The organism is Enterobacter sp. DC4 (assembly GCF_000568095.1).
Taxonomy (GTDB): Bacteria; Pseudomonadota; Gammaproteobacteria; order Enterobacterales; family Enterobacteriaceae; genus Enterobacter; species Enterobacter pseudoroggenkampii.
Map to the genome: position 1 here is coordinate 916,659 of NZ_AZUB01000001.1, position 25,144 is coordinate 941,802.

The 25,144-nt window shown below is 57.0% G+C and carries 24 protein-coding genes; 10 read left to right on the top strand and 14 right to left on the bottom strand.

Annotation, left to right across the window (positions count from 1 at the left end):
* Nucleotides 1–12 precede the first annotated feature (12 nt).
* Complete coding sequence (locus P349_RS19640; RefSeq protein WP_032651084.1) at nt 13–1,209, bottom strand: sensor histidine kinase; 1,197 nt, start codon at nt 1,207–1,209, stop codon at nt 13–15.
* The gene (locus tag P349_RS19635) at nt 1,206–1,901 is read right to left on the bottom strand and encodes a response regulator (protein WP_032651085.1); all 696 of its coding nucleotides are present in this window, start codon (nt 1,899–1,901) and stop codon (nt 1,206–1,208) included. Before P349_RS19635 ends, P349_RS19640 begins: the two co-directional genes overlap by 4 nt.
* A gap of 124 nt (nt 1,902–2,025) precedes the next feature.
* Here P349_RS19635 and P349_RS19630 point away from each other — a divergent pair, with 124 nt between their 5' ends.
* Entirely contained in the window at nt 2,026–2,811 is a 786-nt protein-coding gene (locus tag P349_RS19630; RefSeq protein ID WP_032651087.1) for a MipA/OmpV family protein, read from the top strand.
* A 35-nt stretch (nt 2,812–2,846) separates the two neighbouring features.
* On the opposite strand, the gene yajD is transcribed toward P349_RS19630, so the two are convergent.
* Nucleotides 2,847–3,194, bottom strand: coding sequence for an HNH nuclease YajD (yajD, locus tag P349_RS19625; RefSeq protein WP_003857471.1), 348 nt, complete (start codon nt 3,192–3,194; stop codon nt 2,847–2,849).
* Between the two features lie 178 nt (nt 3,195–3,372).
* Between yajD and P349_RS19620 the strand changes: the two genes are divergently transcribed.
* Both P349_RS19620 and P349_RS19615 read left to right on the top strand, forming a co-directional pair.
* Nucleotides 3,373–4,398, top strand: coding sequence for an LLM class flavin-dependent oxidoreductase (locus tag P349_RS19620; RefSeq protein WP_032651088.1), 1,026 nt, complete (start codon nt 3,373–3,375; stop codon nt 4,396–4,398).
* Nucleotides 4,399–4,423: 25 nt separating this feature from the next.
* The gene (locus P349_RS19615; RefSeq protein WP_032651090.1) at nt 4,424–5,371 is read left to right on the top strand and encodes a zinc-dependent alcohol dehydrogenase family protein; all 948 of its coding nucleotides are present in this window, start codon (nt 4,424–4,426) and stop codon (nt 5,369–5,371) included.
* A 3-nt stretch (nt 5,372–5,374) separates the two neighbouring features.
* On the opposite strand, the gene P349_RS19610 is transcribed toward P349_RS19615, so the two are convergent.
* A complete protein-coding gene (locus P349_RS19610; RefSeq protein WP_032651092.1) occupies nt 5,375–6,409 on the bottom strand; it encodes an AI-2E family transporter in 1,035 nt (344 codons plus the stop codon).
* A 133-nt stretch (nt 6,410–6,542) separates the two neighbouring features.
* On the opposite strand from P349_RS19610, the gene P349_RS27000 reads away from it, so the two are divergent.
* The 4 genes from P349_RS27000 to P349_RS19595 all read left to right on the top strand — a co-directional run bounded on the left by P349_RS27000 (nt 6,543) and on the right by P349_RS19595 (nt 9,755).
* Complete coding sequence (locus P349_RS27000; RefSeq protein WP_085930315.1) at nt 6,543–6,713, top strand: protein YdgV; 171 nt, start codon at nt 6,543–6,545, stop codon at nt 6,711–6,713.
* 117 nt (nt 6,714–6,830) lie between these two features.
* The gene (gene mdtJ / locus P349_RS19605; RefSeq protein ID WP_029739354.1) at nt 6,831–7,193 is read left to right on the top strand and encodes a multidrug/spermidine efflux SMR transporter subunit MdtJ; all 363 of its coding nucleotides are present in this window, start codon (nt 6,831–6,833) and stop codon (nt 7,191–7,193) included.
* Entirely contained in the window at nt 7,180–7,509 is a 330-nt protein-coding gene (gene mdtI / locus P349_RS19600; RefSeq protein WP_024909144.1) for a multidrug/spermidine efflux SMR transporter subunit MdtI, read from the top strand. Before mdtJ ends, mdtI begins: the two co-directional genes overlap by 14 nt.
* A gap of 83 nt (nt 7,510–7,592) precedes the next feature.
* Nucleotides 7,593–9,755: a bifunctional diguanylate cyclase/phosphodiesterase gene (locus P349_RS19595; protein WP_032651093.1), complete on the top strand. Its 2,163-nt coding sequence runs from the start codon at nt 7,593–7,595 to the stop codon at nt 9,753–9,755.
* Nucleotide 9,756: 1 nt separating this feature from the next.
* Here the strand turns inward: P349_RS19595 and P349_RS19590 are convergent, their stop codons facing one another.
* From P349_RS19590 to puuD, 9 genes are all read right to left on the bottom strand, one after another.
* Nucleotides 9,757–10,578, bottom strand: coding sequence for a trypsin-like serine peptidase (locus P349_RS19590; protein WP_032651094.1), 822 nt, complete (start codon nt 10,576–10,578; stop codon nt 9,757–9,759).
* 279 nt (nt 10,579–10,857) lie between these two features.
* Nucleotides 10,858–11,271, bottom strand: a complete 414-nt coding sequence (gene asr / locus P349_RS0124090) for an acid resistance repetitive basic protein Asr (protein WP_032651095.1) — start codon at nt 11,269–11,271, stop codon at nt 10,858–10,860.
* A 174-nt stretch (nt 11,272–11,445) separates the two neighbouring features.
* Nucleotides 11,446–11,970: a thioredoxin fold domain-containing protein gene (locus P349_RS19585; protein ID WP_238550756.1), complete on the bottom strand. Its 525-nt coding sequence runs from the start codon at nt 11,968–11,970 to the stop codon at nt 11,446–11,448.
* A 171-nt stretch (nt 11,971–12,141) separates the two neighbouring features.
* Entirely contained in the window at nt 12,142–13,629 is a 1,488-nt protein-coding gene (locus tag P349_RS19580) for a carboxypeptidase M32 (RefSeq protein WP_032651098.1), read from the bottom strand.
* Nucleotides 13,630–13,779: 150 nt separating this feature from the next.
* Entirely contained in the window at nt 13,780–15,051 is a 1,272-nt protein-coding gene (gene puuE / locus P349_RS19575) for a 4-aminobutyrate transaminase (RefSeq protein WP_032651100.1), read from the bottom strand.
* 25 nt (nt 15,052–15,076) lie between these two features.
* Entirely contained in the window at nt 15,077–16,357 is a 1,281-nt protein-coding gene (locus P349_RS19570; protein ID WP_032651101.1) for an NAD(P)/FAD-dependent oxidoreductase, read from the bottom strand.
* Nucleotides 16,354–17,847 carry an aldehyde dehydrogenase PuuC gene (gene puuC / locus P349_RS19565; RefSeq protein ID WP_032651103.1) on the bottom strand — a complete coding sequence of 498 codons (1,494 nt, stop codon included), beginning with the start codon at nt 17,845–17,847 and terminating at the stop codon, nt 16,354–16,356. The genes P349_RS19570 and puuC overlap by 4 nt, the downstream gene beginning before the upstream one ends.
* A gap of 157 nt (nt 17,848–18,004) precedes the next feature.
* Nucleotides 18,005–18,562, bottom strand: a complete 558-nt coding sequence (gene puuR / locus P349_RS19560; RefSeq protein WP_008502454.1) for an HTH-type transcriptional regulator PuuR — start codon at nt 18,560–18,562, stop codon at nt 18,005–18,007.
* Between the two features lie 25 nt (nt 18,563–18,587).
* Nucleotides 18,588–19,352 (bottom strand): gamma-glutamyl-gamma-aminobutyrate hydrolase, encoded by a 765-nt coding sequence (puuD, locus tag P349_RS19555; protein WP_032651105.1) that lies wholly within the window; start codon nt 19,350–19,352, stop codon nt 18,588–18,590.
* 214 nt (nt 19,353–19,566) lie between these two features.
* Between puuD and P349_RS19550 the strand changes: the two genes are divergently transcribed.
* Both P349_RS19550 and P349_RS19540 read left to right on the top strand, forming a co-directional pair.
* Nucleotides 19,567–20,985 (top strand): glutamine synthetase family protein, encoded by a 1,419-nt coding sequence (locus P349_RS19550; RefSeq protein ID WP_024909135.1) that lies wholly within the window; start codon nt 19,567–19,569, stop codon nt 20,983–20,985.
* A gap of 354 nt (nt 20,986–21,339) precedes the next feature.
* Complete coding sequence (locus tag P349_RS19540; protein WP_032651108.1) at nt 21,340–22,731, top strand: APC family permease; 1,392 nt, start codon at nt 21,340–21,342, stop codon at nt 22,729–22,731.
* Nucleotides 22,732–22,795: 64 nt separating this feature from the next.
* On the opposite strand, the gene P349_RS19535 is transcribed toward P349_RS19540, so the two are convergent.
* Complete coding sequence (locus P349_RS19535) at nt 22,796–24,049, bottom strand: MFS transporter (RefSeq protein WP_032651109.1); 1,254 nt, start codon at nt 24,047–24,049, stop codon at nt 22,796–22,798.
* A 121-nt stretch (nt 24,050–24,170) separates the two neighbouring features.
* On the opposite strand from P349_RS19535, the gene P349_RS19530 reads away from it, so the two are divergent.
* Nucleotides 24,171–25,103: a LysR family transcriptional regulator gene (locus tag P349_RS19530; protein WP_024909132.1), complete on the top strand. Its 933-nt coding sequence runs from the start codon at nt 24,171–24,173 to the stop codon at nt 25,101–25,103.
* Nucleotides 25,104–25,144 lie beyond the last annotated feature (41 nt).

Below are 25,144 nucleotides of genomic sequence, written 5' to 3' on the forward strand. Positions count from 1 at the left end.
GTCAAGGCTTTATCAAGAGTGGAAATTTTCATTATCGGAGGGATGCCAGGGCAACAAAATGCGCACCGCGAGGCCGCCGGTTTCCGGTAATGACGCGCTAATCTCACCCCCATGCGCCTGGCAAATAGCCCGGGCGATGGACAATCCGAGGCCGCTGCCGCCGGAATGCCGCGCGCGGGACTGCTCCTCGCGGCTAAAGCGTTTAAACATTTCCGGTAAAAACTGGGGCGATACGCCCGGCCCGTCATCGGTAAATTCGAGGGTGTAATGCCCGCTGGCGTAGTGCAGTGCCACCTCAAGGTGGCCGCCTTCGCGTCCGTAACGTAGCGCATTTTCCATGAGGATGGTAACGACCTGTCCCATACGGAACGCATCGCCCCGGAAGGGGCTGGTGTGCGGGTTACGCAGCGTTATCCTGAAATGATGCGCATCCGCCTGGGGCATGATCCAGGCAGCCCGCTCCTGAATCAGCTCATCCAGACAGAACGGCTGGTCCTCCAGCACAAGGTTACCCGCGTCTGCCAGAGAGAGAAGGTGGAGCTCATCGGTGAGGCGGTTGAGGTGCTGGAGCTGTTTCATCACCATGCCCAGTTGCGCCGGGCTGGCATCAAACACGCCGTCTAGCATGCCCTGCAGACGCCCGATGGCGGCCGTCAGGGGCGAGCGCAGCTCATGCGCCATCGCGACGTGCGAGGCGCGGAGCTCTTTCTCATAGCGGGCGAGTTGTCCCGTCATAGAGTTAAAGTCGGTCGCAAAGCTGACCATTTCTGCCGGTGCATCCTTGATAAGTTCCGCCTGACGGCCAAACTGCCCGTCGGCCACATCCTTTGCCGCATCGCGAAGGCGGCTGAACTGTAGCGCCAGCGGGCGGGCGTGTTTTAGCCCCATTACCACAATAAACGGGATCATTACCAGCACCAGCAGGGCTACCGTGACCCAGTCGGCTGAGGCGATAGACGGCGTGGAATAGCTCAGGCCCCACCATGTGTCCACAATCGTGTGGAAGCGGGCCGGATTGGCCTGCGGATTCTGGCTGAGCGTAAGAAACTCCTGCCGGACCGCCGACGGCATCCTGCCCATGATCCAGTAGTTCTGCACCGCATAACGTAGCCACATGCAGGTGGCAATGACGATCACGCTGCCGATAGCCAGCGCTAAGATGCGTGCGCAAATCCAGCGCCACAGAGAGGAGTGCCGGTTTTTTATCATGGCTGTCTGAACCTGTAACCCACGCCGCGAACGTTGATCAGCACGCCGGAAATACCCGCCGCTTCGAGTTTTTTACGCAGGTTATAAACATGGGTGTCCACCACGCGCTCCAGCGCCTCGCTTTCCGGCAAGCAGTGTTCCAGTAAATACTGGCGGGAGAACGGGTGCGCAGGAGAACGCAGCAGCGTTGCCAGAAGCGAGAATTCCGTTGGCGTAAGATCGAGCATCACGGGGGCGTCGTCGCCGTTATCCACGCTCGCCACAATGGCGGCGACATCCACCTCCAGCGTTTGCCAGCGAAGGATCGCTTCGTCTGTCTCTTTTTTACTGCTGCGCCGCAGCACCGCCTGCACCCGCGCCACCACTTCGCCCGGATGATAAGGCTTCACAACGTAATCATCGGCACCGTAACGCAGGGCGCCAATGCGATCGGGAGTATCCCCCATGGCCGTAACCATAATCACAGGCACATCGCTTTTACGACGCAGGCCCGCCAGCACCTCGGTGCCGTTAAGTCCCGGCAGCATCACGTCCAGCAGGATGAGGTCGGGCTTCCACCGCTGCGCCATATCCAGCCCGGAAAGACCGTCCCCGGTAATGGTCACGTCGTAATTTTCACGCCGTAAATAGGCTTCGAGCACGCCAGCCGCGTCGGCGTCATCTTCAATAATCAGCACTCTTCTGGATAACATCCGTTCACCTTGACCATTTCTTAACACTATCCCGACGATTCATTGATTCAGCCAAATCATACTGCGCCAACATTGTGTGGCTGTCCCTGTCTCAGGAGACGCCAGCGTCTGTATGGAGAGCAGTATGATAGCGATAAAAAAAGTCCTGTATATGTCCGTCCCGCTTCTGATGGTCGTGACGTCTGGCGTGCAGGCGGATGATGGCACCGCGTCCGATTCCTTAACCGTCGGGCTGGGAGGGCAGTATGCCCCGCGTTACTCAGGCTCAGACAAGCAGGTGTGGCAGGTGGTTCCGGTGCTGCAGGGTCGTAAAGGCGCTTTCTTTATTGATGCGCAAAAAGGGGTGGGATATGACCTGCAAAACGACAGCGGTTGGTATTTCGAACACACGCTGGGCTACGACTTTGGAAGGGCTGAGAAAAATTCTGGCTGGCGTGAGGGGGCAAACAATCTGAAAGGGATGGGGGACATTGATGCCACCCTGAATACCGGCCTTGCCGTAGGCTGGCAGACCGAGCCATGGCTGAGTATGGAAGGCAAAGCGACGCTGCCGTTAACGGACAGCCAGGGGGTAAGCTATCAGGCCTCCGTGACGCTAATCCCTTTACAAAATAACCAGGACACGGTCGCCTTGCAGTCTGCGGCCCTGTTTGGCGACAGCCGTTATCTGAATACGTGGTATGGGGTCAGCGAGCAGCGGAGCCGCCGCACTGGATATCGCCGCTATTCAGCGCCGGGTGGATTTTATGGCGTCGACACCAGCCTGACCTGGAGCCATCAGTTCGCTGCTCACTGGGGGACGGTCCTGAGCGCGGACTATACCTGGCTTAGCGATCGTGCGAATGACAGCCCGATCGTGATGCGGCGCAACGAGGGGTCTGCAACCGCCGCTATCACCTGGACATTTTAAATTCGCAGAGCACGATGTGAGCGAGGGGAAGAGGATTACTTCTTCTTATCCATCATCGCTTTTAAATCGGCAAACGGGTTAAACGTGGCGACGCCCACGTCTTTTTGCGCGTCTTCCCCGGCGACCACGGTGGTGCCGTACTGATCCGCTTCGGTGTATTTCGAATGCTCGTGATCGTGGCAAAACAGGCACAACAGCTCCCAGTTGCTGCCATCTTCCGGGTTATTGGTATGGTCGTGATCGATATGGTGAACCGTGAGTTCACGCAGATTGGAATAGACAAACTCGCGCGAGCAGCGTCCACACACCCATGGATAGATTTTTAATGCTTTTTCGCGATAGCCGCTTTCCAGCCGCGCGTAGTTTTTAGGGATCAGAGCCATTGCCGGTTTTACCTGCCATGAAAAAAGTGGGGGATATTATATCCCATTATGGCGCGTAATGACGCCCCGCTCAATTCTGTCAATTTATTTGAATCACTCCGTTAAATAAACGGCATTTATTCTCACCGGGTAATGCGTAAAGTGGACAGAACGCAACGCATTATCAGGACACATGGTTATGAAAAAGATCGGGTTTTTATCCTTTGGCCACTGGACGCCTTCACCGCAGTCCGGCACGCGCTCGGCGGCAGACACGCTGCTGCAGTCCATCGATTTAGCCGTGGCGGCTGAAGAGCTGGGTGCAGACGGCGCGTATTTCCGCGTGCACCACTTTGCCCGACAGCTTAGCTCGCCGTTCCCTCTGCTGGCCGCCATTGGCGCAAAAACGAAGACCATCGAAATCGGTACCGGCGTGATCGACATGCGCTATGAAAATCCGATGTACATGGCCGAAGATGCGGGGGCTGCGGATCTGATTTCCGGCGGTCGCCTGCAGCTTGGCATCAGCCGTGGTTCCCCGGAGCAGGTTATTGATGGCTGGCGTCATTTCGGTTATGTCCCGCAGGAAGGGGAAAACGAGTCGGATATGGCGCGTCGTCATACCGAGGTACTGCTTGAGGTGCTGCGTGGGGAAGGGTTTGCCAAACCGAACCCGCAGCCAATGTTCCCGAATCCGCCGGGGCTGCTGCGCCTGGAGCCGTATTCTGAAGGGCTGCGCGAGCGTATCTGGTGGGGCGCCGGTTCAAATGCGACGGCCGTATGGGCCGCAAAGCTGGGAATGAACCTGCAAAGCTCAACCCTGAAGGACGATGAAACCGGTGAGCCGTTCCATATTCAGCAGGCAAAACAGATCCGCGCGTACCGTCAGGCCTGGAAAGAGGCAGGGCACACGCGCGAGCCGCGGGTGTCGGTCAGCCGCAGTATTTTTGCGCTGATGGACGACCGCGACCGGATGTATTTCGGTGCCAGCCGCAACGACAGCGATAGCGTGGGGTATCTTGATGAGAAAACGCGCGCCATCTTCGGCCGCAGCTATGCCGCGGAGCCGGACAAGCTGGTTGAACAGCTGAAAAAGGACGAGGCGATTGCCGAGGCGGACACGCTTTTACTGACCGTACCGAACCAGCTGGGTGTGGATTATAATGCGCACGTGATTGAGTCTATTCTCAAACATGTCGCACCGGCAATGGGCTGGCGCGAGTAGTTCCGCTAGCAGCCTTGAGATCGTAATGGAAAATCTGGCCCTCTGGTATCGCCGGTTTGGCGAGCCAGAATCTGTTCTGCAACCTGAAACCGCGCCGCCGGGCGCGCTTGCGCCGGGACAGCTCCGCGTGCGGATGCTGTTTTCTCCGGTCAACGCGTCCGATCTTATCCCCATCACCGGTGCCTATCGCCACAGAACCCCGTTACCGGCGGTTGCGGGGTATGAAGGTGTCGGTGTTGTCACCGAGGCGCCCGCCTCGTTTAAGCATCTGGTGGGCAAGCGCGTTCTGCCGCTGCGCGGTCAGGGCACCTGGCAGCGCTATGTGGAATGCCCGGCAGAGTATGCTATACCCGTTCCTGACACCGTCGACGCACATCTGGCCGCGCGGGCCTATATTAACCCGCTGGCGGCGCAGATGATGCTGACCCGCTACCCGCCGCGTGGAAAGCGAGTCTTGCTCACGGCTGCCGGATCGGATTGCGCCATTCTGCTGGGACAGTGGGCGCGTCAGGCGGGGGCGGAAGCGGTGTATGGCATTCACCGTTCTGCCGTGCATGCTGAACGACTGGAGGCGATGGGCATCACGCCTGTCGCACAGCATGACGCAAACAGAATCGGCACCGTCGCTGCCCGTAGCGATATCGTCTACGATGCCACCGGCGGGCCGCTTGCGGAAACGATCCTCAGCGTGATGCCCGAGCAGGGCATGTTTGTCTGCTACGGGCTGCTCTCCGGGCAAACCTTCACACAGCGGCGGCCTGCGCCGCGCGTGGCGTGGTTCCATATCCGAAACGGTCTGGATGCGCTCAGCGTTGAGGCGTGGCGCGCGGAGTTCGATCGCATCTGGCTGAGGTTGCCCGACAGTGAGTACAGCGACGTTATGGTGTACCCGCTGGCAGAGTGGCGAAGGGCGCTCAGCGCTTATCGTGAAGGTGGAAGGACCCGCAAGCCCCTCCTGTCGATGGCGGAATGACGGCTAGTGATGGCTCATATCGCTCAGCAGCACGGCGATACTTTGCCCGCCCGCCGTCTGCTCCAGACCAATCTTGACGATGATGGTGAGCGGAACGGAGAGCAGCATCCCAACGGGCCCGAGCAGCCAGCCCCAGAATATCAGGGACAAAAAGACCACCAGCGTGGACAGCCCCAGGCCCCGGCCCATCATGCGGGGTTCCAGTATGTTACCGAACACCAGATTGATGACCAGGTATCCGGCCAGCAGGATCAGCGCGTCATAAAGCCCGCTGAAAACCAGCACCTGAAGAATAGGGGGGATCGCCGCCAGCACGGAGCCGATGTTGGGAATGTAGTTAAGCGCAAACGCCAGTAACCCCCAGACGAACGCAAAGCGGACGTCCAGCGCCAGAAGCATCACCCAGACGACAACGCCTGTCACCAGGCTAATGGCCGTTTTCAGCACCAGATAGCGGGAGACGCTGTCCAGCGCGCGTTGAATCGCCCCCATTCCTTCGACCGGACGGACCATTATCTGCTGCAGCTTTGCAGGAAGCTGCGGCACCTCCAGCAGCATAAACACCACCGTTAAAAACAGCAGGAAAATGGAGGTCATGGCATTGGAAAGCTGAGCCAGCAGGCTGGTGACGATCGTCATCGCCGCATTGGGGTCGATATATTTCAGCAGTTCTTCAACCGAGACTTCGATACCCGCGCGTTGCAGCCAGGGCTCCAGCTGCAGCAGCGGTATTGCCAGCGAAGAGCGGTATTTCGGCAGCGTTCGCGCCAGTTCATTGAGCGAGGTCCCCAGATAAGCCACCAGCAGTACCATCGCCACAATAATGATGCTGATAAGCAGCGTGATAGCCAGCACGCGTGGAATGCGTAGCCGCGTCATGCGCTGAACCAGCGGGTTGAGGATCACCGCAATAAACAGGGCCAGAATAAAGGGCACAATAATGTCGGCGGCAAAGCGCACGCCTGTCAATATGATCACCAGCATGCCCAGCATGATGACAATTTTTAACCCGTTCAGGGTAATGATGGGTTTAGCCATGGTGACTCCGAAATTTTCTTTATATTTATAATAAAGGTGAAAGGCATTGCAATAAACTAACCAAAATCAAACGGAGTGGGTAAAGAATTGCAAAGACTTTGAGTAAAATCCTGGCTTATGGTACAAATTCGGTGTGTTTAACTACCGAGGACAATTTTCATCCGCAAAGACGAGAAGCAACAACGCGGATAATTGTAATTTTATGGACAATATGTTCAGGACGTACTCTTCAAACAATACTGCTGTATACTCCACCTCTTTCTGCCTGCTTTCTGGTGAGCAACACTGGCGCACCGCACTATAGTCATTTCTTCTGCCTGAGCTGGCGCTAAGCGCTTAGCTGACTGATTTCAATTCGTATTTTTGGGTTTGCTGCACGCAGCGGGCCACGATGGATTATATTCTCAAGCAGGAGAAAAACATGTTTTACTGGATTTTATTAGCCCTGGCTATTATCGCTGAAATTACCGGCACGCTGTCGATGAAGTGGGCTAGCGTCAGCGATGGCAACACCGGTTTTATTTTGATGCTGGTGATGATTTCGCTTTCGTATATTTTCCTCTCGTTTGCGGTGAAAAAAATTGCGCTGGGCGTCGCGTATGCCCTGTGGGAAGGGATCGGTATTTTGTTGATTACGCTGTTCAGCGTGCTGATATTTGACGAAACATTAACAACAATGAAGGTCGCCGGGTTAACGACGCTGGTCGCGGGTATTGTGCTGATTAAATCCGGTACCCGAAAACCTGGCAAACAGCAGAAGGAGCAGAACCATGCAACAGTTTGAATGGGTTCATGCGGCCTGGCTGGGGCTCGCCATTGTGCTGGAAATCCTGGCGAACGTTCTGCTGAAATTCTCCGATGGTTTTCGCCGTAAACTCTACGGCCTGATGTCGATTGCCGCGGTTCTCGGGGCGTTCAGCGCCCTGTCCCAGGCGGTAAAAGGGATCGATCTTTCGGTGGCCTATGCGCTGTGGGGTGGTTTTGGTATCGCCGCCACGCTGGCCGCAGGCTGGGTGCTCTTCGGCCAGCGTTTAAATAACAAGGGCTGGATGGGGCTCATCTTGCTGCTTGCCGGCATGATCATGATAAAACTTGCCTGACAGACCTCAAACCATGATTTACAGGCAGCGAAATTCGCTGCCTGTATTACGCTTAGAAAAGCAAAACATGAAGAGGATGGCTGATGTATCGCACATTAAGCTGGCGCAATATTCCCAATGCGAGAACGTTGTTTGCCATGGTCTTCATGGCGGGGATCGGCTTAATCATCTCCATCGTCGCACTGCTCTATCTTTCCCTGCATCTTATCAGCACCAAAACCAACGAAATTGATGAACACCGTACGGCGCTTTCCGTGCAGGGGGCTATTCAGACCTCGGTTAATCGCGTCTCCTCGCTGGTGCTGGATAACGCCGTCTGGGACGATGCGGTGCGGGAGGCCTACCGTCCCACGCTCGATACCGACTGGTTGTATAACACCTGGGGTGCTGGCTTTAAAATCAATAACCTCTATGACGGGACCTTCGTGCTGGATGAGCATTTCAATGTCATCTGGGGATCGTTTAAAAGTCAGCCCTTTCAGGAGACGAATCTCGATTTTTTCGGTAAGGGGCTGAAAGCCCTTATTACTCAGCACGCGCGCGACTTATCAAGCGATAAAAATATCTATGCCGGGATCAGCAAAACACGCAGCGGCGTCGCTTTTGTGGGCATTGGATTGATTCGCCCGATGGTCGGAAGATTACAGGTTACCGACGGAACACGCCGCTATCTGGTGATCACCCGTCATCTGAACGCCAGAATCTTATCCGACCTGGGAGCGACCTTTCAGATCGATAACCTTCACTTTACGCCGGAAAAAATTAACGAGCTGAGTATGCCGCTGCGCAGTTCGGCTGGGGAGCTGCTGGGCTATCTTAACTGGCAGGCGCGGCTTCCGGGGGCGCAGGCCGCCCAGGCGGCATCTTCTGATATCAGGCAGATTGTGGTGCTGGCGTCGGCCCTGATCCTGCTCTTTATTCTGGTGAGCAGCGTGGGGCTGTACAAGCTTGCGCGAGGAGAAAGCCAGGCGCGTCTGGTTGCCAGAACGGACTGGCTAAGCCACTTGCCTAACCGGCGTGCGCTCATCGAGGCGCTGGATCGGGTGCGTTTACGCGGTGATACCGACGTCAAAAGCGTGGTGTTTATCGATCTCGATGGTTTTAAGGATGTGAATGATATCTATGGTCACAGCGTGGGGGACGATCTCATCGTGGCGATTGCGAAAACGCTGAGTGAACGCGTGCCGCCGGGCGGGATGCTGGCGCGGATGGGCGGGGATGAATTTGCCATGACCATCGGCGGTGATGATGCAGAGGCGCAGGCTACCGCCTTTGCCGTTTCGGTGCTGGATTTTCTCACCACCCCGGTTCAACTGGGGGAACGCACCATCCATATCGGGGCCAGTATCGGTATCGCCAGCGGAACCCTGACTGAATGCAATAGCTCAGAACTGTTTCGCCGCGCCGATATTGCCATGTATCACGCCAAAATGAGCGGGAAAGGGCGTATTACCCACTATGATGCGGAGTTGAACAGCGTCCGGGAACGCAAGCTGGCGATTGAAAATCAGATTCGTGACGGTCTGGCACGCGATGAGTTTGATGTCTGGTATCAGCCGATTATTGACGCCCACAGCCAGACAATGAGCAGTGTCGAGGCGCTGGTCCGCTGGCCGCGTCGTCCGGACGGGCCGCTTGGGCCGGATATTTTTATCACCATTGCGGAGACCAGCGGTCTGATTTACAAGCTGGGCCAGTTTGTGTTGCAGCGGGCCTGCCAGGATCTGCAGCCGTACGGCGACTTAAAGCTCTCCGTAAATATCTCCCCCGCGCAATTTCGCGATCCCGCCTTTGAAGAAAAAGTGGCCAGCGTGCTGGAGACCACCCGTTTTCCGGCCCACCGACTGCAGCTTGAGGTCACGGAGTCCTACGTGCTGGAAAACCCGGAGCGTGCCCGCATGGCGATAGCCAATCTTAAAGCGTTGGGCACCGCGGTGGCGCTGGATGATTTTGGTACTGGTTATTCCAGCATTGGCTATTTGCGGCGTTTTAACTTCGACACCATCAAGATCGATAAATCCCTGGCCGGGCTGGTGGACCACGATGAACAGGCGGCCGCGCTGGTGAGCGGCACGGTGCGGATCGCCAATGCGCTGGGCATGGCGGTGGTGGCAGAAGGGGTGGAAACCGAGAAGCAAATGAAACTGCTGCGGCTGGCTGGCTGCGATCAACTGCAGGGTTTTTGGTTCAGCCAGCCGATGCCGATTGAGTCAATCAGAGCGTTACGTAAGGTCAGACGCTGCTGATTTACTGCTGCGCCAGCGCTTCCAGCTTGTCGCGAAAACCGGTCACGGACAAGGCCCGGTTATCGGCGCGCCAGCGGTCTTTCGCCGCCGGGGCAGAGCTCTGCACACCGATCAGCTGCCAGCCGTTATCTGTTTTCAGCATCAGCGGTGAGCCGCTATCGCCCGGTAACGTATCGCACTGATGGGAGAGTACGCTGGTTTGCGCCCAGCCCGTCACAATACAGTCGGTATGCGTATAAAGCGTATCCAGATGATCGACAGGATAGCCCGATTGCGTCACCTTCCGGTCAGCGGCTTTCAGCGCGGCGGTGAGTGCGGCTTTGTCGCCCTCAAATAACGGCAGCGGCGTAATGCCTGAAGGCGGGTAGCGTAAAACGATCAGGCCAAAGTCCCATGAGGCAGCCCCCGGCGGCACGATCCAGCCATCACCATCCGGTTTCAGACGTTTGCCAAGAGAGGGATCAACCCGACCTTCAATGCCGTGGATTTCATAGCGCCAGGTCCCTTTTTGCGACACAAACCGCAGGGCAACCGCTTTATCCGGCTTGCCGTTTGGTGGGGTTAACAGACAGTGGCCTGCCGTCAGGGCAAGCTGCGGGGTGATCAACGTCGCAGTACATAAGTTACCGCTGGCGGTTTCCAGTTGACCTATAGCATCCCAGGGGGCCTGAGTGGGATCGGCGACGCGCGTGCGATCGTCATGACCGAAAAAAAGCGTCTTTAGCTCTTTCGCGCTAATGGTGTCATCACCGCCATCATCCGCATGTGAAAATCCAGAAAAAAGACCAAACGTTCCCAGTAACAACACAACAGATTTACGCATATCACACTCTGGTGGGGGTAATTATGATTATTAAAAGTGAACCCTATGAAAATACTATAGACGGGACAGCGCTAAAGTGGGAGTAAAATCAGCGTGCTACAATCAGGAAAGATAAAAATGGCTGGCGATGAGCGCGCATAAAATAAGCAGGATCAGAATCAGCTCAAACCGATAGCGTCGCAGCATACGCCCTCCGGATAAAAAAAACGGCGCGGAACCTGTTCCGGTTCGGCGCCGGTTTACCAACGTGCCCCGAAGGGCACGGTTTAGCTTGTACTCTTACGCAGCTGGCTGTGCAGCTGGTTTAGCAGCTTCGTGTTTTACTGCTTTTTTGTGATGCTTTTTAGCAGCCTGAGCTTTCTGCTCTACAGCCGGTTTAGCGGCTTTTTTGTGGTGGTGTTTTTTAGCAGCCTGAGCTTTCTGCTCTACAGCCGGTTTAGCGGCTTTTTTGTGGTGGTGCTTTTTGGCAGCCTGAGCTTTCTGCTCGGTTGGTGCTGCGGTTGCAGGTGCAGCGGCTTCTTTTTTCGCTGCAGCTTTGTGATGTTTCTTATGGTGAACCGCTTTTGCTGGGGCAGCGGTGGTGGTTGCAGCAGGTGCGGCAGCCGGTGCAGCAGTTGCGGTAGTGTCAGCAGCAAATGCAGCAGAAGACAGACCCATAGCAGCGGCAACAACCAGAGCTAATACTTTATTCATTCTCATACCCTCGAATTTGGTTTTTCATTTAACCCCACTGCGGGGCCGTTGAAATAACTATATCCCTGTAAATTCGAGGTTTCCGTGAGTGATTGGTATCGGCGTGTAACGGAATGTACAGAGGGGAGAAGAATGTACGAACAGGCCTAACGCCGCTGCTCGTACAGGCCTCTGTTATTTGTTCAGTGTCGCCAGAATAGCCGCAGGTGACTGACTGCCTATAATCGATCGTGATTCAGGCTCAATAACCACCATTACCGGGGTGATGCTAATGCCCAAACGTTCTGCCAGTGCAGATTGCCGCGCGATAAGATCGGAGCACGCTGTCGTGGTGTCGTTATTCGGTAAAAATCCCGCCATCGCTTGTTGCAGGCTTTTGACCTTATCGGCTGAACACCAGACGCGCCCCATATCTTCAATTACCGAGTCGCGAATGGCGCTGGGCGCAACGGTCAGAAACGACATCGTCAAACCGGCATCCGTATATTGCTTAACGTTTTTCACTACATTGCTGCAGTAAATGCACTGATTATCAATAAACACCAGCAGCTTATATTTTTCAGCGGGAGCCTGAAACGTGATGGGCTGGAGGTCTGCAAGAGAGCGGGTAATATCGTTGAACGCGTCTTGCGGGGTATTATCCGTGGCTGCGAAAGTACTTAAACTGGTCGCACACAGAATCGCTAACATCGTTTTCATTATGCCTTTCATCATTGATCCCTTTATTTTTTTAATCCTGGCCTGATAGCAGTCTAATTGTGTCGGAAGGACACGCATTCATACACCCGGCGCAATCATGGCAATATGTGCTAAATCATATTCTTATTGAAAAGGGTGAGAAGAGTGCCGGAGCAGGCTCCGGCAGAGGGATTAAAGATAACGGGAGGTCAGATGCTCGCGGAAGTAACGGATATTCAGATCTTCCCCCGTTGCCTGGGTGATTAATTGCGACGTGCTGAAGCGGCTACCGTGCTGCCAGATGTTCTGGCGCAGCCAGTCAAACAGCGCCGAAAAATCACCTTCAGCGATCGATGTCTGCAGACCCGGAAGCGCCGTTTTCGCGGCATGGAACAGCTGCGCGGCATACATGGCTCCCAGCGTATAGGATGGGAAGTAACCAAAACCGCCGTCGGTCCAGTGGATATCCTGCATACAGCCGTTGCGGTAGTTGTCTTTGGTGGATAACCCGAGCCAGGCCTGCATTTTCTCGTCCCACAGGGCGGGAATATCGTCCACCTCGATCTCGCCGTTGATCAGCGCACGTTCAATCTCATAGCGCAGCACCACGTGTGCCGGATAGCTCACTTCGTCCGCATCGACGCGGATATAACCCGGCTTCACGCGCTGGTTCCAGGCAATAAAGTTCTCTTCGCTGAATGCCGCCTGGCTGCCAAAACGGGCGTGCACCGCAGGGAGGAGATGTTTGAGGAAGGCCTCACTGCGTCCCAGCTGCATTTCAAAGAACAGGCTCTGTGATTCATGGATCGCGGTTGAACGCGCCAGAGCAATTGGCTGTCCTGCCCACGCGCGCGGCAGGTTTTGTTCGTAGCGGGCATGTCCGGTTTCGTGGATCACCCCAAACAGCGCGCTGAGCAGTTCATCTTCGTCATAGCGCGTGGTGATACGCACGTCTTCCGGGACGCCGCCGCAGAACGGGTGCGCACTCACGTCCAGGCGGCCGCCGTTAAAATCGAAGCCAAGCATCTTCATGGCTTCCAGGCCCAGCTCACGCTGTGTTGCCGTCGGGAAGGGGCCCTGAGGGGGAACGAACGAGCGCTGAGCCTGTTTTTCCACCACGTTTGCCAGCAGGTCCGGTAGCCAGGACTTCATATCGCCGAACAGAATGTCCAGACGCGCGCTGGTCATGTCGGGTTCAAAAATATCCAGCAGCGCGTCGTAAGGCGTACAGCCTTTGGCTTCCGCCCGCAGGCGAGCCTCTTCGCGGCTGAGTTTGACTACCTCTTTCAGGTTGGCGGAAAAACCTTTCCAGTCGTTGGCGGGACGCTGGGTACGCCAGGCGTGTTCACATTTACTGCCCGCCAGCGATTTGGCTTCCACCAGCGATTCGGGCAGCAGGGTCGCCTGCTGGTAGTGGCGCGTCATTTCGCGCAGGTTGGCCTGCTCGACGTCATTCAGATCTTCTCCTGCCGCTGCCGCTAACAGGTCGCCGACTTTTTTATCGGTCAGGATCTGGTGCTGCAGGACGCTCATCTCCGCCAGCGCCTCGCCGCGCGCGGCGCTGCCGCCTGGCGGCATCATGGTGAACATGTCCCAGCTGGCGATGGAGGAGAGGTGCGAGAAGCGGGAGAGACGCTGGAAGGTTTTCGCAAGTGACTGATAGGCTGATGTTTTTTGCAATTCTTATTTCCTCATGCCAGGGATGTGTTTCAGGGAGCATACAATGAAACGGACCCATTTCCCCAACATTTCCCACACGGAGGAAATCTGTGCCGATTTCCTCCGTTGAAACCGTCGCCGGAATTCCGGGAGACGGTTTTCGGTGGGCACTCAGGACTTATCGCGCATAACCTGTTGCAGGATCGCCAGCGCCTGGGTGAACTGGGCATCCGGAATGGTTAGCGGATAAAGGAAGCGGATCACGTTGCCGTACTGGCCGCAGATCAACAACAGCAGGCCCTGGGCGAGCGCCTTTTGCTGGATCGCCTGCGCGATGGCGGCCGAAGGCTCTCGGCTCTCGGGATCGAAAAACTCCGCCGCAATCATCGAGCCTCTTCCCCTTATCGCCACGAGTGCAGGGGAGGCGCCCTGAATCTCCTCCAGCGTGGCTTTCAGCCGATCGCCCAGCTGACGGGCGCGGGCGCACAGTGACTCGTTGTCGATGATATTCAGCACCGCGTGCGCGGCGGCCACCGCCAGCGGGTTGCCTGCATAGGTACCCCCCAGACCGCCGGGCGCCGGCGCGTCCATGATTTCGGCGCGGCCCACCACGCCGGACAGCGGCATTCCGCCTGCCAGGCTTTTAGCCATCGTCATCAGGTCGGGTTTGTCCGCGTAGTGTTCCATGGCAAACAGTTTACCCGTACGGGCGAAGCCGCTCTGCACTTCGTCGGCAATCATCACAATCCCGTGCTCATCACAGATGCGGCGGATGGCGGCCACCAGCTCTGGCGGGGCGACGTTGAATCCGCCTTCACCCTGAATGGGTTCAAAAATAATCGCCGCCACCTGTTTCGCCTCAATATCTGCTTTGAACAGGCGTTCTATCGCCGTGATGGCATCCTGCGTCGTGATGCCGTGCAGCTCGGAGGGATACGGCACGTGATAAACCGACCCCGGGAAGGGGCCAAATCCCAGCTTGTAAGGTGCGACCTTGCCGGTTAACGCCATGGTCATATAGGTTCGGCCGTGAAAACCTCCCCCGAAGGCAATCACACCCGGTCTGCCGGTGTGGGCCCGGGCGATTTTAATGGCATTTTCCACCGCCTCCGCGCCCGTGGTGAAGAACGCCGTTTTGGCCGGGCTCTGCACCGGGGCCAGCTCGTTAAGTTTTTCGGCCAATGAAACGTAGCTTTCATACGGCACAATCTGGTAGGCCGTGTGGGTGAACTGGTGAAGCTGTTTTTCCACCGCGGCCACCAGTTCAGGATGTCGATGGCCGGTATTCAGTACCGCGATCCCGGCGGCGAAATCAATATAGTCGTTGCCTTCCACGTCGGTAAGCGTGGCATTCTCCGCCGAGCGGGCAAAGAAATCACACATTACGCCTACGCCGCGCGGGGTGGCAGAAAGTCTGCGCTGATGAAATTCCTGGTTACTCATGTCAGATACCCTTTTGTCGAAACGATCATACGCCAAGACGATCGCGCAGGCTGTAGTACGCCGCGCCCATCGCCGTGAATGGAATCCGCAGGCTGCGGCCGCCCGGGAAGGGGTAGTGCGGAAGGTTGGCAAACGCATCAAAGCGCTCAGCGTCACCGCGCAACAGTTCCGAGATCAGCCGTCCGGCCAGGTGGGTGCAGGTCACGCCGTGGCCGCTGTAGCCCTGCATGTAATAGATGTTTTTATCCAGACGACCAAACTGCGGCATACGCGACAGGGTCAGCAGGAAGTTGCCCGTCCAGCGGTAGTCGATTTTGACGCCTGCCAGCTGAGGGAAGGTCTTGAGCAGCTTTGGCATCACCAGGCGCTCGACATCGTCCGGATCGCGCGCGCCATAGACGACGCCACCACCGTACAGCAGGCGGTTGTCGGCGGTGAGACGGTAGTAATCCAGCAGGTAGTTACAATCTTCCACGCAGTAGTTATTGGGGATCAGCGTGCGGACGACCTCTTCCGGCAGCGGGGCGGTGGTCACCACCTGAGTGCCGCAGGGCATGCTGCGTTTTGCCAGTTCCGGTTCGATCTTATTGCCCAGATAGGCATTCCCGGCGACGATCACGTAGCGGGCCGTCACCTGGCCATGCTGCGTGCTCACCACGGCCGGGCTGGTGTGCTGAATGGCGGTCACCGGGGACTGCTCATACACCCGGCCACCGTTCAGGCGAATGGCGTCCGCTTCGCCGATCGCCAGGTTCAGCGGATGAATATGCCCCCCGCTGCGGTCCAGCAGCGCGCCGGTATAGCGTTCGCTGTCGACCTCCCGGCGGATGGCGCTGGCGTCCAGCAACTCGAGCTGCGTGTTGCCGTAGCGTTCCCAGTTGGCTTTTTGCTCCTCCAGCGTCTCCAGCTGCTTATGGTTTAGCGCCACAAACAGCCCGCCGGGACGATAGTCGCACTGGATCTGATAGCGCTGGATACGCTCCCGGATGATTTCCCCGCCTTCAAACATCATGCTCCCGAGCATTCTGGCGGCATCGGGCCCGTAGTTTTTCTCGATCACGTCGATATCGCGGCTGTAGGAGTTAACCAGCTGGCCGCCGTTGCGTCCGCTGGCGCCGAAGCCGATGCGCGCCCCTTCAAGGAGCACCACGTCGTAGCCCATTTCGGCGAGGTGCAGCGCGGAGGAGAGGCCGGTATAGCCGCCGCCCACCACGCATACGTCACAGCTGATCGACTCGTTAAGCGTCGGGAAAGGTTTATAAGCGTTCGCGCTGGCCGCGTAGTAGCTGGTGGTATGTTCGGTCATGATTGAGGCTCCAGGGCAATCCAGATGGTTTTCAGTTCGGTAAATTTTTCCAGCGCGTGCAGGGACTTATCGCGACCGTTGCCGCTCTGCTTATAGCCGCCAAAGGGGACGGTCATATCGCCGTCGTTATAGTTATTGACGAAGACCGAGCCTGCTTTCAGGCGGCGGCTCATGCGGTGCGCGCGGGAGAGATCGCGGGTCCATACCGCCGCGCCAAGCCCGTATTCACTGTCGTTGGCCAGCGTTAAGGCTTCCTCTTCGGTTTTAAATCGGGTAACGACCAGCACCGGCCCGAAAATCTCTTCCCGGCACAGCGGGGAGTCGGGCTCGAGGTCGACAAAAATGGTTGGACCGACTGCGGAAGGCCATGATTGTTCCCGCCCGTCCAGTAGCAGCGAGCCTTTCCGGGTTCCCTCGCGAATAAACGTGTGGACGGTATCGGCGTGTGCAGCGTCGATGAGCATGCCCATCGTGCTGTCGGGGTCGAGCGGATCGCCTGGCTGCCAGTGACGGGCCTGCGCTTTCAGCTCTGCCAGGAACGCATCGGCGATGCTGTCTTCGAGCAGCAGGCGGGTACCGGCGATACAGACTTGTCCCTGGTTATAAAAAATCCCGGCGGCTGTCGCGCTCACGGCCTTGTCCAGGTCCGGACAGTCGGCAAAGATAATGTTGGCGCTCTTGCCGCCTGCCTCCAGCCAGACGCGCTTCATGTTGCTTTCACCCGCGTCCTTCAACAGCTGCTTGCCGGTACGGGTAGAGCCGGTAAACGTCAGCACCTCAACCTCCGGATGCAGCGCCAGCGCCTGGCCCGCTTCGTGGCCGTAACCGCTTATCACATTCAGCACGCCGTCCGGCAGGCCCGCCTCTTTCGCCAGCCCGGCCAGCCGCAGGGCGGAGAGCGGCGATTTCTCCGACGGTTTCAGTACCACGCTGTTGCCCGCGATCAGCGCCGGGCCCAGCTTCCAGCAGGCCAGCAGCAGCGGGAAGTTCCAGGGGACGATGGCCGCAACAACCCCGATGGGCTCGCGCACGATCATCGCCAGCTCGCCCGGCCCCGTAGGCGCCACTTCGCCGTAGACTTTATCCGCCGCTTCGGCGTACCAGCGAATAGCGCGAGCCGCGCCGGGAATATCGTCGCGCAAGCTGTGGCGGATGGGTTTACCGGTGTCCAGTGTTTCCAGTAACGCCAGCTCTTCGCCGTGGCGTTCCATCAAATCGGCGAGCTTATTTAGCACGGCCTTGCGCTGTGCCGGAGACGCCTGTGACCAGTCACCGCGCTCAAATACCTCACGCGCGGCCTGAACTGCACGGTCCACGTCCGCCTGCTTGCCCCGGGCCACGTTCGCCAGCGTCTGCCGGGTAGCGGGATTGACGGTTTCAAACGTGGCATTATCGGCGGCGTCACAATAGGCACCGTTAATAAATAACCGGGCCTCAATGGCGCTGTTTTTTGCTTTATCCTGCCAGTAAGTCAGGTGCTTAAAATGCATATTCACTCCTTTCTTTCGCAATCAGATAAATAAAGGCATGGCCGTTTCAGGCAATACGAAGCCGTGAGGCATCCCGGGAATTAACCCGTTGAATGCCGACATCGATCGTTTTTATATTTCCCGGCGTAAGCGTGCTTACGCCGGGACTGAGTGGTAATTAGAACGTGGTGGGGGTGTGGGCACTGATAATGCGGCAGATGCCTGCCGAGGTGTTGCTGAAGCTGTGCGGTATGCCGGTATTGATGGCATAGCTTTGCCCCGCAACCAGGTGATATTGCTGGCCATTAATGGTCAACAATATTTCACCTTCCAGTATCGTACCGATCTCCTCACCCTGGTGTTTGATCCTCTCTCCGGTCGTGGTTCCAGGCTGGTAAGTTTCAAAAATCATCGCCAGCGTACGGTTCGGATTTCCGTTATGAACCAGCTTCATCGAAACCCCCTGACTGCCTATTTCGATAAGGTCTTCCTGATTAATAACCACCTGCGGTTCATCAGGTTTTTCCGGTTCCGAAAAGAATTCCGAGAGCGACAGCCCATAGACTTTCAGTAGCTTTTGCAGCGTACTGATGGCAGGACTGACTTTATCCTGCTCAATGGTGCTGATGGCACTGTGTGTTAACCCAGACAGTTCGGCGGCACGCCGCTGCGAGAGACCCAGCTGCTGGCGGATCTCTGACAGACGTTTCCCTGGCGCCAGTCCGTCATCGCTCATAGTTGCATTTCCTTTACGATAGTGGTCAAAGCCGTTGCTTCTCGGCAACGTGGCTTTGACAGGCGGTGATAAAACCTTCAAACAACATGCGTGACAGGGCGTACTCGCTGCTGTTCCATTCGGGGTGCCATTGCACGCCGAGGGCAAAAGGGTGGTCATGAACGCTAACCGCTTCGACCAGTCCGTCCGTCGAGCGGGCCTCCACGCGGAGCCGTGGTCCTAACGTTCGTGCGCCTTGCCCGTGTAACGAGTTTACCCAAAATTTGTTACAGCCTGGTATTATTTGAGACAGCAGTCCTCCTTCCTGAACCTGAACTTCATGAGAAGGGGCGTATTGTAGCTCAACCGGCAGTTCAGCATCCTCCCGGTGTTCAAGCAGGTCGTTCTGCTCGAACAGGCGGCGATACAGCGTTCCTCCCGTCGCAACAACCAGTTCCTGCAGCCCCCGGCAGATGGCGAAAATGGGGATGCGCCTTTCGAGCGCGGCGGCAATCAGCGCCATACTCAGAAGATCTCGCCCGGGATCGGCGTTAGGCTCATCGCCGTTTTCACCATAAAGGTGCGGCTGCACGTTACTTGGGCTGCCCGGCAGGTAAATCCCGTCCAGGGTTGGCAGCAGAGCGTTCATTAGCTCTGGCTCTGCCAGCGCATGCGGTAAGGCAATAGGTAAGCCCCCTGCGTTAATAACGGCATTCAGGTACTTTTCTTGCAGGGTTTGGGTCTCATGACCCTTAAGCCTGTTTCTGCACATCACCACGCCAATAACTGGCTTGTTCATTATATTTTCCATGATCGCCCTCACAAAGTGGACTAAATTTAGGCCATTCTCACCTCTGAAACGGCCTTTTCGTTCAATATTTTCTCAATCTAGCAACGGGATCTGCCTTTTGCAAACTTAATTTAACATTTGACAAACAATTTGTTTGCATACAGATTCGATAGGGTGGACATTATATTTGACAGTCCTGAGCAGCGAACGCAAAACCCAAAAACGGTGGTAAATCATGGAAACCAATATCGTAGAAGTTGAGAACTTTGTGCAGCACACGGATGAGAGGCGGGGCAGCGCCTTTACGCAGGAAGTGAAGCGCTATTTAGAAAAGTATCCTGACACCCAGTTTATTGACGTCCTCCTGACCGACCTGAACGGCTGTTTTCGCGGCAAACGCATCCCGGTTGCCGGACTGAGCAAACTTGAAAAAGGCTGCTATTTCCCGGCATCGGTTTTCGCCATGGACATTTTGGGTAACGTCGTGGAAGAGGCGGGACTGGGGCAGGAGCTCGGCGAGCCGGACTGTATCTGCGTGCCGGTACCGGGCACCCTGACACCGTCCGCCGCCGACCCGGAATACATTGGTCAGGTGCAGCTCACCATGGTCGATGAAGATGGCGCTCCCTTTGACGTTGAGCCGCGGAACGTACTCAACCGACTCTGGCAGCAGCTGCGCCAGCGCGGTCTGTTCCCCGTGGTAGCGGTAGAGCTGGAGTTCTATTTACTTGACCGTAAACGCGATGCCGACGGCTATCTGCAGCCACCCTGTGCGCCGGGCACCGACGTGCGTAACACGCAGAGTCAGGTCTACTCGGTTGATAACCTGAACCACTTTGCTGACGTGCTGAACGATATTGACGAGCTGGCGCAGCTGCAGCTGATCCCCGCCGACGGGGCTGTGGCCGAGGCCTCCCCGGGCCAGTTTGAGATTAACCTGCACCATACGGAAAACGTGCTCGATGCCTGCGACGATGCACTGGCGCTAAAACGTCTCGTCAGGCAGATGGCGGAAAAACATAAGATGCACGCCACGTTTATGGCAAAGCCGTATGAAGAGCATGCGGGCAGCGGGATGCATATCCACATCAGCATGCAAAACAACAGAGGCGAAAACGTGCTCGCTGACGCCAGCGGCGAGGATTCCGCGCTGCTGAAACGCGCGCTGGCCGGGATGATCGATCTGATGCCGGCGTCCATGGCGCTGCTGGCACCGAACGTCAACTCCTACCGCCGTTTCCAGCCGGGAATGTACGTGCCGACGCAGGCGTCATGGGGACACAATAATCGCACGGTTGCCCTGCGCATCCCCTGCGGCGATCGCCATAACCATCGGGTCGAGTACCGGGTGGCGGGAGCAGACGCGAATCCATATCTGGTGATGGCGGCGATTTTTGCCGGCATTCTACATGGGCTGGATAACGATTTACCCCTGCAGGAAGAAGTTGAAGGCAATGGTCTGGAGCAGGACGGACTGCCGTTCCCGATCCGTCAGAGCGATGCGCTGTGGGAATTTATGCAAAACGATCATCTTCGCGAGCGGCTGGGCGAGCGTTTCTGCCACGTCTATCACGCCTGCAAAAATGATGAATTGCTGCAGTTTGAACGCCTGATTACCGAAACTGAAATTGAGTGGATGCTGAAAAACGCCTGATAACGTGCCCCGGTAAGGGGCCGCTTTGTTTTATCGCATACGTATCACCCAACGGCCTGCGCGGAGCCTGGCCTAACTGTTCGCTGGCACGCCAGCTATCTCCCGGGAGTCGCGTTATGGAGCGCAGGCGGCAGGGATTTTCTTAACGACACTGTGTGACGAGGTAGGAAATGATGCAGATGTTCAACTATCCGCAGGGCGAAGGGGGCCAGTCAGGCGCCTGCTGTGAGTGCGAGAAAGAGACGGTGCGCTGGTACGATCGCGTGTGTTCTTTACAACTTCCCCCTTTGCTAAGCAGGTTTGCGTTAAGGACAGCGCGATTGCAAACCACGGTAAGCATGGGGGGGACGGTTTATGGCGACTAACACCTCTCTTGACTCGCCGCGTGTGGCCGGAAGAACCCGGCTGCGCAGTTCCCTCAAGCTCTGGCAGGTGGTCATGATGGGGCTGGCTTACCTCACCCCCATGACCGTGTTTGATACCTTCGGCATTGTGTCCGGTATCAGCAACGGCCACGTGCCCGCCTCGTATCTCCTGGCGCTGGCTGGCGTCATGTTTACCGCCATCAGCTACGGCAAACTGGTACGGCAGTTCCCGGAAGCGGGCTCCGCGTATACCTACACGCAGAAATCGATCGGCCCCCACTTAGGCTTTATGGTCGGCTGGTCATCGCTGCTGGACTATCTCTTCCTGCCGATGATTAACGTGCTGCTGGCGAAGATCTACCTTTCCGCGTTGTTCCCTGAAGTCCCGCCGTGGGTCTGGGTGGTGGGGTTTGTGACGATCCTGACGCTGGCGAACCTGAAGAGCGTGAATCTGGTCGCCAACTTTAACACCCTGTTTGTGCTGGTGCAGGTCGCCATCATGGTGGTGTTTGTCATTCTCGTGGTGCATGGCCTGCACAAGGGGGAGGGCGTCGGCACGGTCTGGTCGCTCCAGCCGTTTATCAGCGAGAACGCGCACCTGATCCCGATTATTACCGGCGCGACTATCGTCTGCTTCTCTTTCCTCGGCTTTGACGCGGTCACCACGCTGTCGGAAGAGACGCCAAACGCGGCGCGGGTAATCCCCAAAGCCATTTTCCTCACCGCTTTGTATGGCGGGCTGATATTCATTGTTGCCTCGTTTTTCATGCAGCTCTTTTTCCCGACGATCGCCCGCTTCAAGAACCCGGACGCCGCGCTGCCGGAAATCGCGCTGTACGTGGGCGGCAAGCTCTTCCAGTCGGTGTTTCTGTGTACCACGTTTGTGAATACGCTCGCTTCAGGCCTGGCCTCGCACGCCAGCGTCTCACGCTTACTGTATGTGATGGGGCGTGACAACGTCTTTCCGGAGCGCGTGTTTGGCTACGTACATCCGAAATGGCGTACGCCGGCCCTGAACGTCATTATGGTTGGGATAGTGGCGCTGTCGGCTCTGTACTTCGATCTCGTGACCGCGACGGCGCTGATCAACTTCGGCGCGCTGGTGGCGTTTACGTTTGTTAATCTCTCGGTGTACAACCATTTCTGGCGGCGTAAGGGGATGAACAAAACGTGGAAAGATCGGTTCCACTATCTCCTGCTGCCGCTCATTGGTGCCGTCACGGTCGGCGTGCTGTGGATAAACCTCGAAGCGACGTCCCTGACGCTTGGCCTCATCTGGGCGGCACTGGGGATCCTTTACCTGACATGGCTCACGCGCCGTTTCCGAAAACCGCCTCCGCAGTTTGAAGCCGGTAAGATAGAGCAGGCCTGGGATTCCTGAACGAAAAACGGCACCAGTACGCTGGTGCCGTTTTTCGGGAAACGGACATCCGCCCGCAAGCATATTATCTCAGACGTTTATGAAGACTTGCGCCCACCAGCAGTGCGGCACAGAGCATCAGCGCGATAAACCCGCCCACGCCGTTCCAGCCGTAGTTATGCCAGAAGACGCCGCCGAGCGTCCCGGCGATGCTGGACCCCAGGTAATAGCTAAACAGATAAAGAGACGATGCCTGACCTTTGGCGCGACGCGCGCGCGGACCAATCCAGCTGCTGGCGACCGAGTGGGCGGCGAAGAACCCCGCGGAGAAGAGCAACATGCCGGCAAAAATCAGCCACAGGGAGGAGAAGAGCGTCAGCAGCAGGCCGACCAGCATCACCGCCGTGAAGAACAGCATGACCGGGCCGCGTCCATAGCGTGCGGTCATCGCCCCGGCCTTCGGTGAACTCCACGTACCGGTCAAATAAGCAACCGAGAGTAAACCGACAATCGCCTGGCTCAGATGCCACGGCGAGAGCATCAGGCGGTAGCCAATATAGTTGAACAGCGTGACGAAGGAGCCCATCAGCAGGAAGCCGACCAGAAACAGGCGCGGCAGCCCTTTGTCACGCCAGTGCAGGCGGAAGTTGATAAACAGCGTTTTTGGGCGCAAAGAGGTCGGGCGGAAATGGCGCGATTCCGGCAGAATTTTCCAGAACATCAGGGCTGATGCCAGCGCAAAACACCCGATGACCGCCAGCGCAATACGCCAGTTAAAGAAGTCCGTAAAGACCCCGCTAAGCAGGCGTCCGCTCATCCCGCCAATCGAGTTCCCGCTGATGTAAAGCCCCATAGAGAAGGCAACAAAGCTCGGGTGGATCTCCTCGCTGAGGTAGGTCATCCCGACCGCCGCCACGCCGCTGAGCGAGAGCCCAATCAGCGCGCGCATCACCAGAATACCGTGCCAGCTGGTCATCATCGTCGAGAGCAACGTGCAGACCGATGCCAGCATCAGTGCGGTCACCATCACCTGTTTACGGCCAATGGCGTCGGACAGCGGCCCGGTAAAGAGCAGGCCAATCGCCAGCATGCCGGTAGAAATAGAGAGTGAAACGCTGCTGCTGGCAGGCGATACGCCAAACTCATGGGAGAGGACGGGCAGGATCGGCTGAACGCAATAGAGCAGGGCGAAGGTCGCCAGACCGGCGGAAAAGAGCGCCAGCGTGACGCGCATAAATTGGGGGGTACCACGTTTAATGAACTGGACCGGCTGCGATGATGCAGGTAAATCATTGATATCTCTAGCCGGATCGATATCAATAGTAGTTGTACGACTCACACAGTTTCCTTGCTTAAACATCCCCGTGATTTCTGGTGACGGGTATGACCACCTCTTCAGGGTAGGAAAATGTAAATATTCTGTCTAATATATTAATAATCTCAAATGATACTTTAAAAATATGAATATCGAGCTGCGTCACCTCCGCTACTTTGTCGCCGTCGCCGAAGAGCTGCATTTTGGCCGCGCGGCGGCACGGCTGAATATCTCTCAGCCCCCGTTAAGCCAGCAGATTCAGATCCTGGAGCAGCAGGTTGGGGCGCGCCTTCTGGCCCGTACCAACCGCAGCGTGAGCCTGACGGCAGCGGGCAAGCAGTTCCTGAACGACAGCCGACAAATTCTGAGTATGGTCGAGGACGCCGCCGCCCGGGCAGAACGGCTCTATCTCGGGGAAGCCGGAGAGCTGCGGATCGGGTTTACCTCGTCGGCACCGTTTATCAGCGCCGTCTCGGAAACGCTGTCGTCATTCCGCCGCCATTTCCCGGATGTTCATATTCAGACGCGCGAAATCAACACCCGCGAGCAGATTGCGCCGCTGAATGAAGGTTCCCTGGATCTGGGACTGATGCGTAACACCCAGCTGCCGGATACGCTCGCGTGGGAGGTGATCCTGCGCGAGCCGCTGATGGCCATGATCCCACACGATCACCCGCTGGCGTCGCGTCCGGCGGTTTCGCTGGCAGAGCTGGCAAAAGAGCCGTTTGTCTTTTTTGACCCGCAGGTCGGAACGGGTCTGTATGACGATATCCTGGGGCTGATGCGCCGCTACGATCTTGCCCCGGTCATCACCCAGGAAGTCGGGGAAGCGATGACCATTATCGGTCTGGTCGCCGCCGGGCTGGGCGTGTCTATTCTTCCGGCCTCCTTTAAACGGGTCCAGTTGCGCGAAATGCGCTGGGTGACCATTGCCGAAGAGGATGCCGTTTCCGAAATGTGGCTGGTCTGGTCAAAACACCGCGAGCAGAGCCATGCCGCACAGCGCTTCAAGCAGCAGTTAATAAGCGCCTCTGCCGGGCGGCATTTCCAGGGGAAAGGGGGCAAAAATGTGCGGTAAATCACATGGCTAAGTAAATATTTGACGGCAGCCATGCAAGT

Coding starts and splice junctions, on each gene's coding strand:
- P349_RS19640 (WP_032651084.1), bottom strand. CDS start 1,209: ATGATAAAAAACCGGCACTCCTCTCTGTGGCGCTGGATTTGCGCACGC.
- P349_RS19635 (WP_032651085.1), bottom strand. CDS start 1,901: ATGTTATCCAGAAGAGTGCTGATTATTGAAGATGACGCCGACGCGGCT.
- P349_RS19630 (WP_032651087.1), top strand. CDS start 2,026: ATGATAGCGATAAAAAAAGTCCTGTATATGTCCGTCCCGCTTCTGATG.
- yajD (WP_003857471.1), bottom strand. CDS start 3,194: ATGGCTCTGATCCCTAAAAACTACGCGCGGCTGGAAAGCGGCTATCGC.
- P349_RS19620 (WP_032651088.1), top strand. CDS start 3,373: ATGAAAAAGATCGGGTTTTTATCCTTTGGCCACTGGACGCCTTCACCG.
- P349_RS19615 (WP_032651090.1), top strand. CDS start 4,424: ATGGAAAATCTGGCCCTCTGGTATCGCCGGTTTGGCGAGCCAGAATCT.
- P349_RS19610 (WP_032651092.1), bottom strand. CDS start 6,409: ATGGCTAAACCCATCATTACCCTGAACGGGTTAAAAATTGTCATCATG.
- mdtJ (WP_029739354.1), top strand. CDS start 6,831: ATGTTTTACTGGATTTTATTAGCCCTGGCTATTATCGCTGAAATTACC.
- mdtI (WP_024909144.1), top strand. CDS start 7,180: ATGCAACAGTTTGAATGGGTTCATGCGGCCTGGCTGGGGCTCGCCATT.
- P349_RS19595 (WP_032651093.1), top strand. CDS start 7,593: ATGTATCGCACATTAAGCTGGCGCAATATTCCCAATGCGAGAACGTTG.
- P349_RS19590 (WP_032651094.1), bottom strand. CDS start 10,578: ATGCGTAAATCTGTTGTGTTGTTACTGGGAACGTTTGGTCTTTTTTCT.
- asr (WP_032651095.1), bottom strand. CDS start 11,271: ATGAATAAAGTATTAGCTCTGGTTGTTGCCGCTGCTATGGGTCTGTCT.
- P349_RS19585 (WP_238550756.1), bottom strand. CDS start 11,970: ATGAAAACGATGTTAGCGATTCTGTGTGCGACCAGTTTAAGTACTTTC.
- puuE (WP_032651100.1), bottom strand. CDS start 15,051: ATGAGTAACCAGGAATTTCATCAGCGCAGACTTTCTGCCACCCCGCGC.
- P349_RS19570 (WP_032651101.1), bottom strand. CDS start 16,357: ATGACCGAACATACCACCAGCTACTACGCGGCCAGCGCGAACGCTTAT.
- puuC (WP_032651103.1), bottom strand. CDS start 17,847: ATGCATTTTAAGCACCTGACTTACTGGCAGGATAAAGCAAAAAACAGC.
- puuR (WP_008502454.1), bottom strand. CDS start 18,562: ATGAGCGATGACGGACTGGCGCCAGGGAAACGTCTGTCAGAGATCCGC.
- puuD (WP_032651105.1), bottom strand. CDS start 19,352: ATGGAAAATATAATGAACAAGCCAGTTATTGGCGTGGTGATGTGCAGA.
- P349_RS19550 (WP_024909135.1), top strand. CDS start 19,567: ATGGAAACCAATATCGTAGAAGTTGAGAACTTTGTGCAGCACACGGAT.
- P349_RS19540 (WP_032651108.1), top strand. CDS start 21,340: ATGGCGACTAACACCTCTCTTGACTCGCCGCGTGTGGCCGGAAGAACC.
- P349_RS19530 (WP_024909132.1), top strand. CDS start 24,171: ATGAATATCGAGCTGCGTCACCTCCGCTACTTTGTCGCCGTCGCCGAA.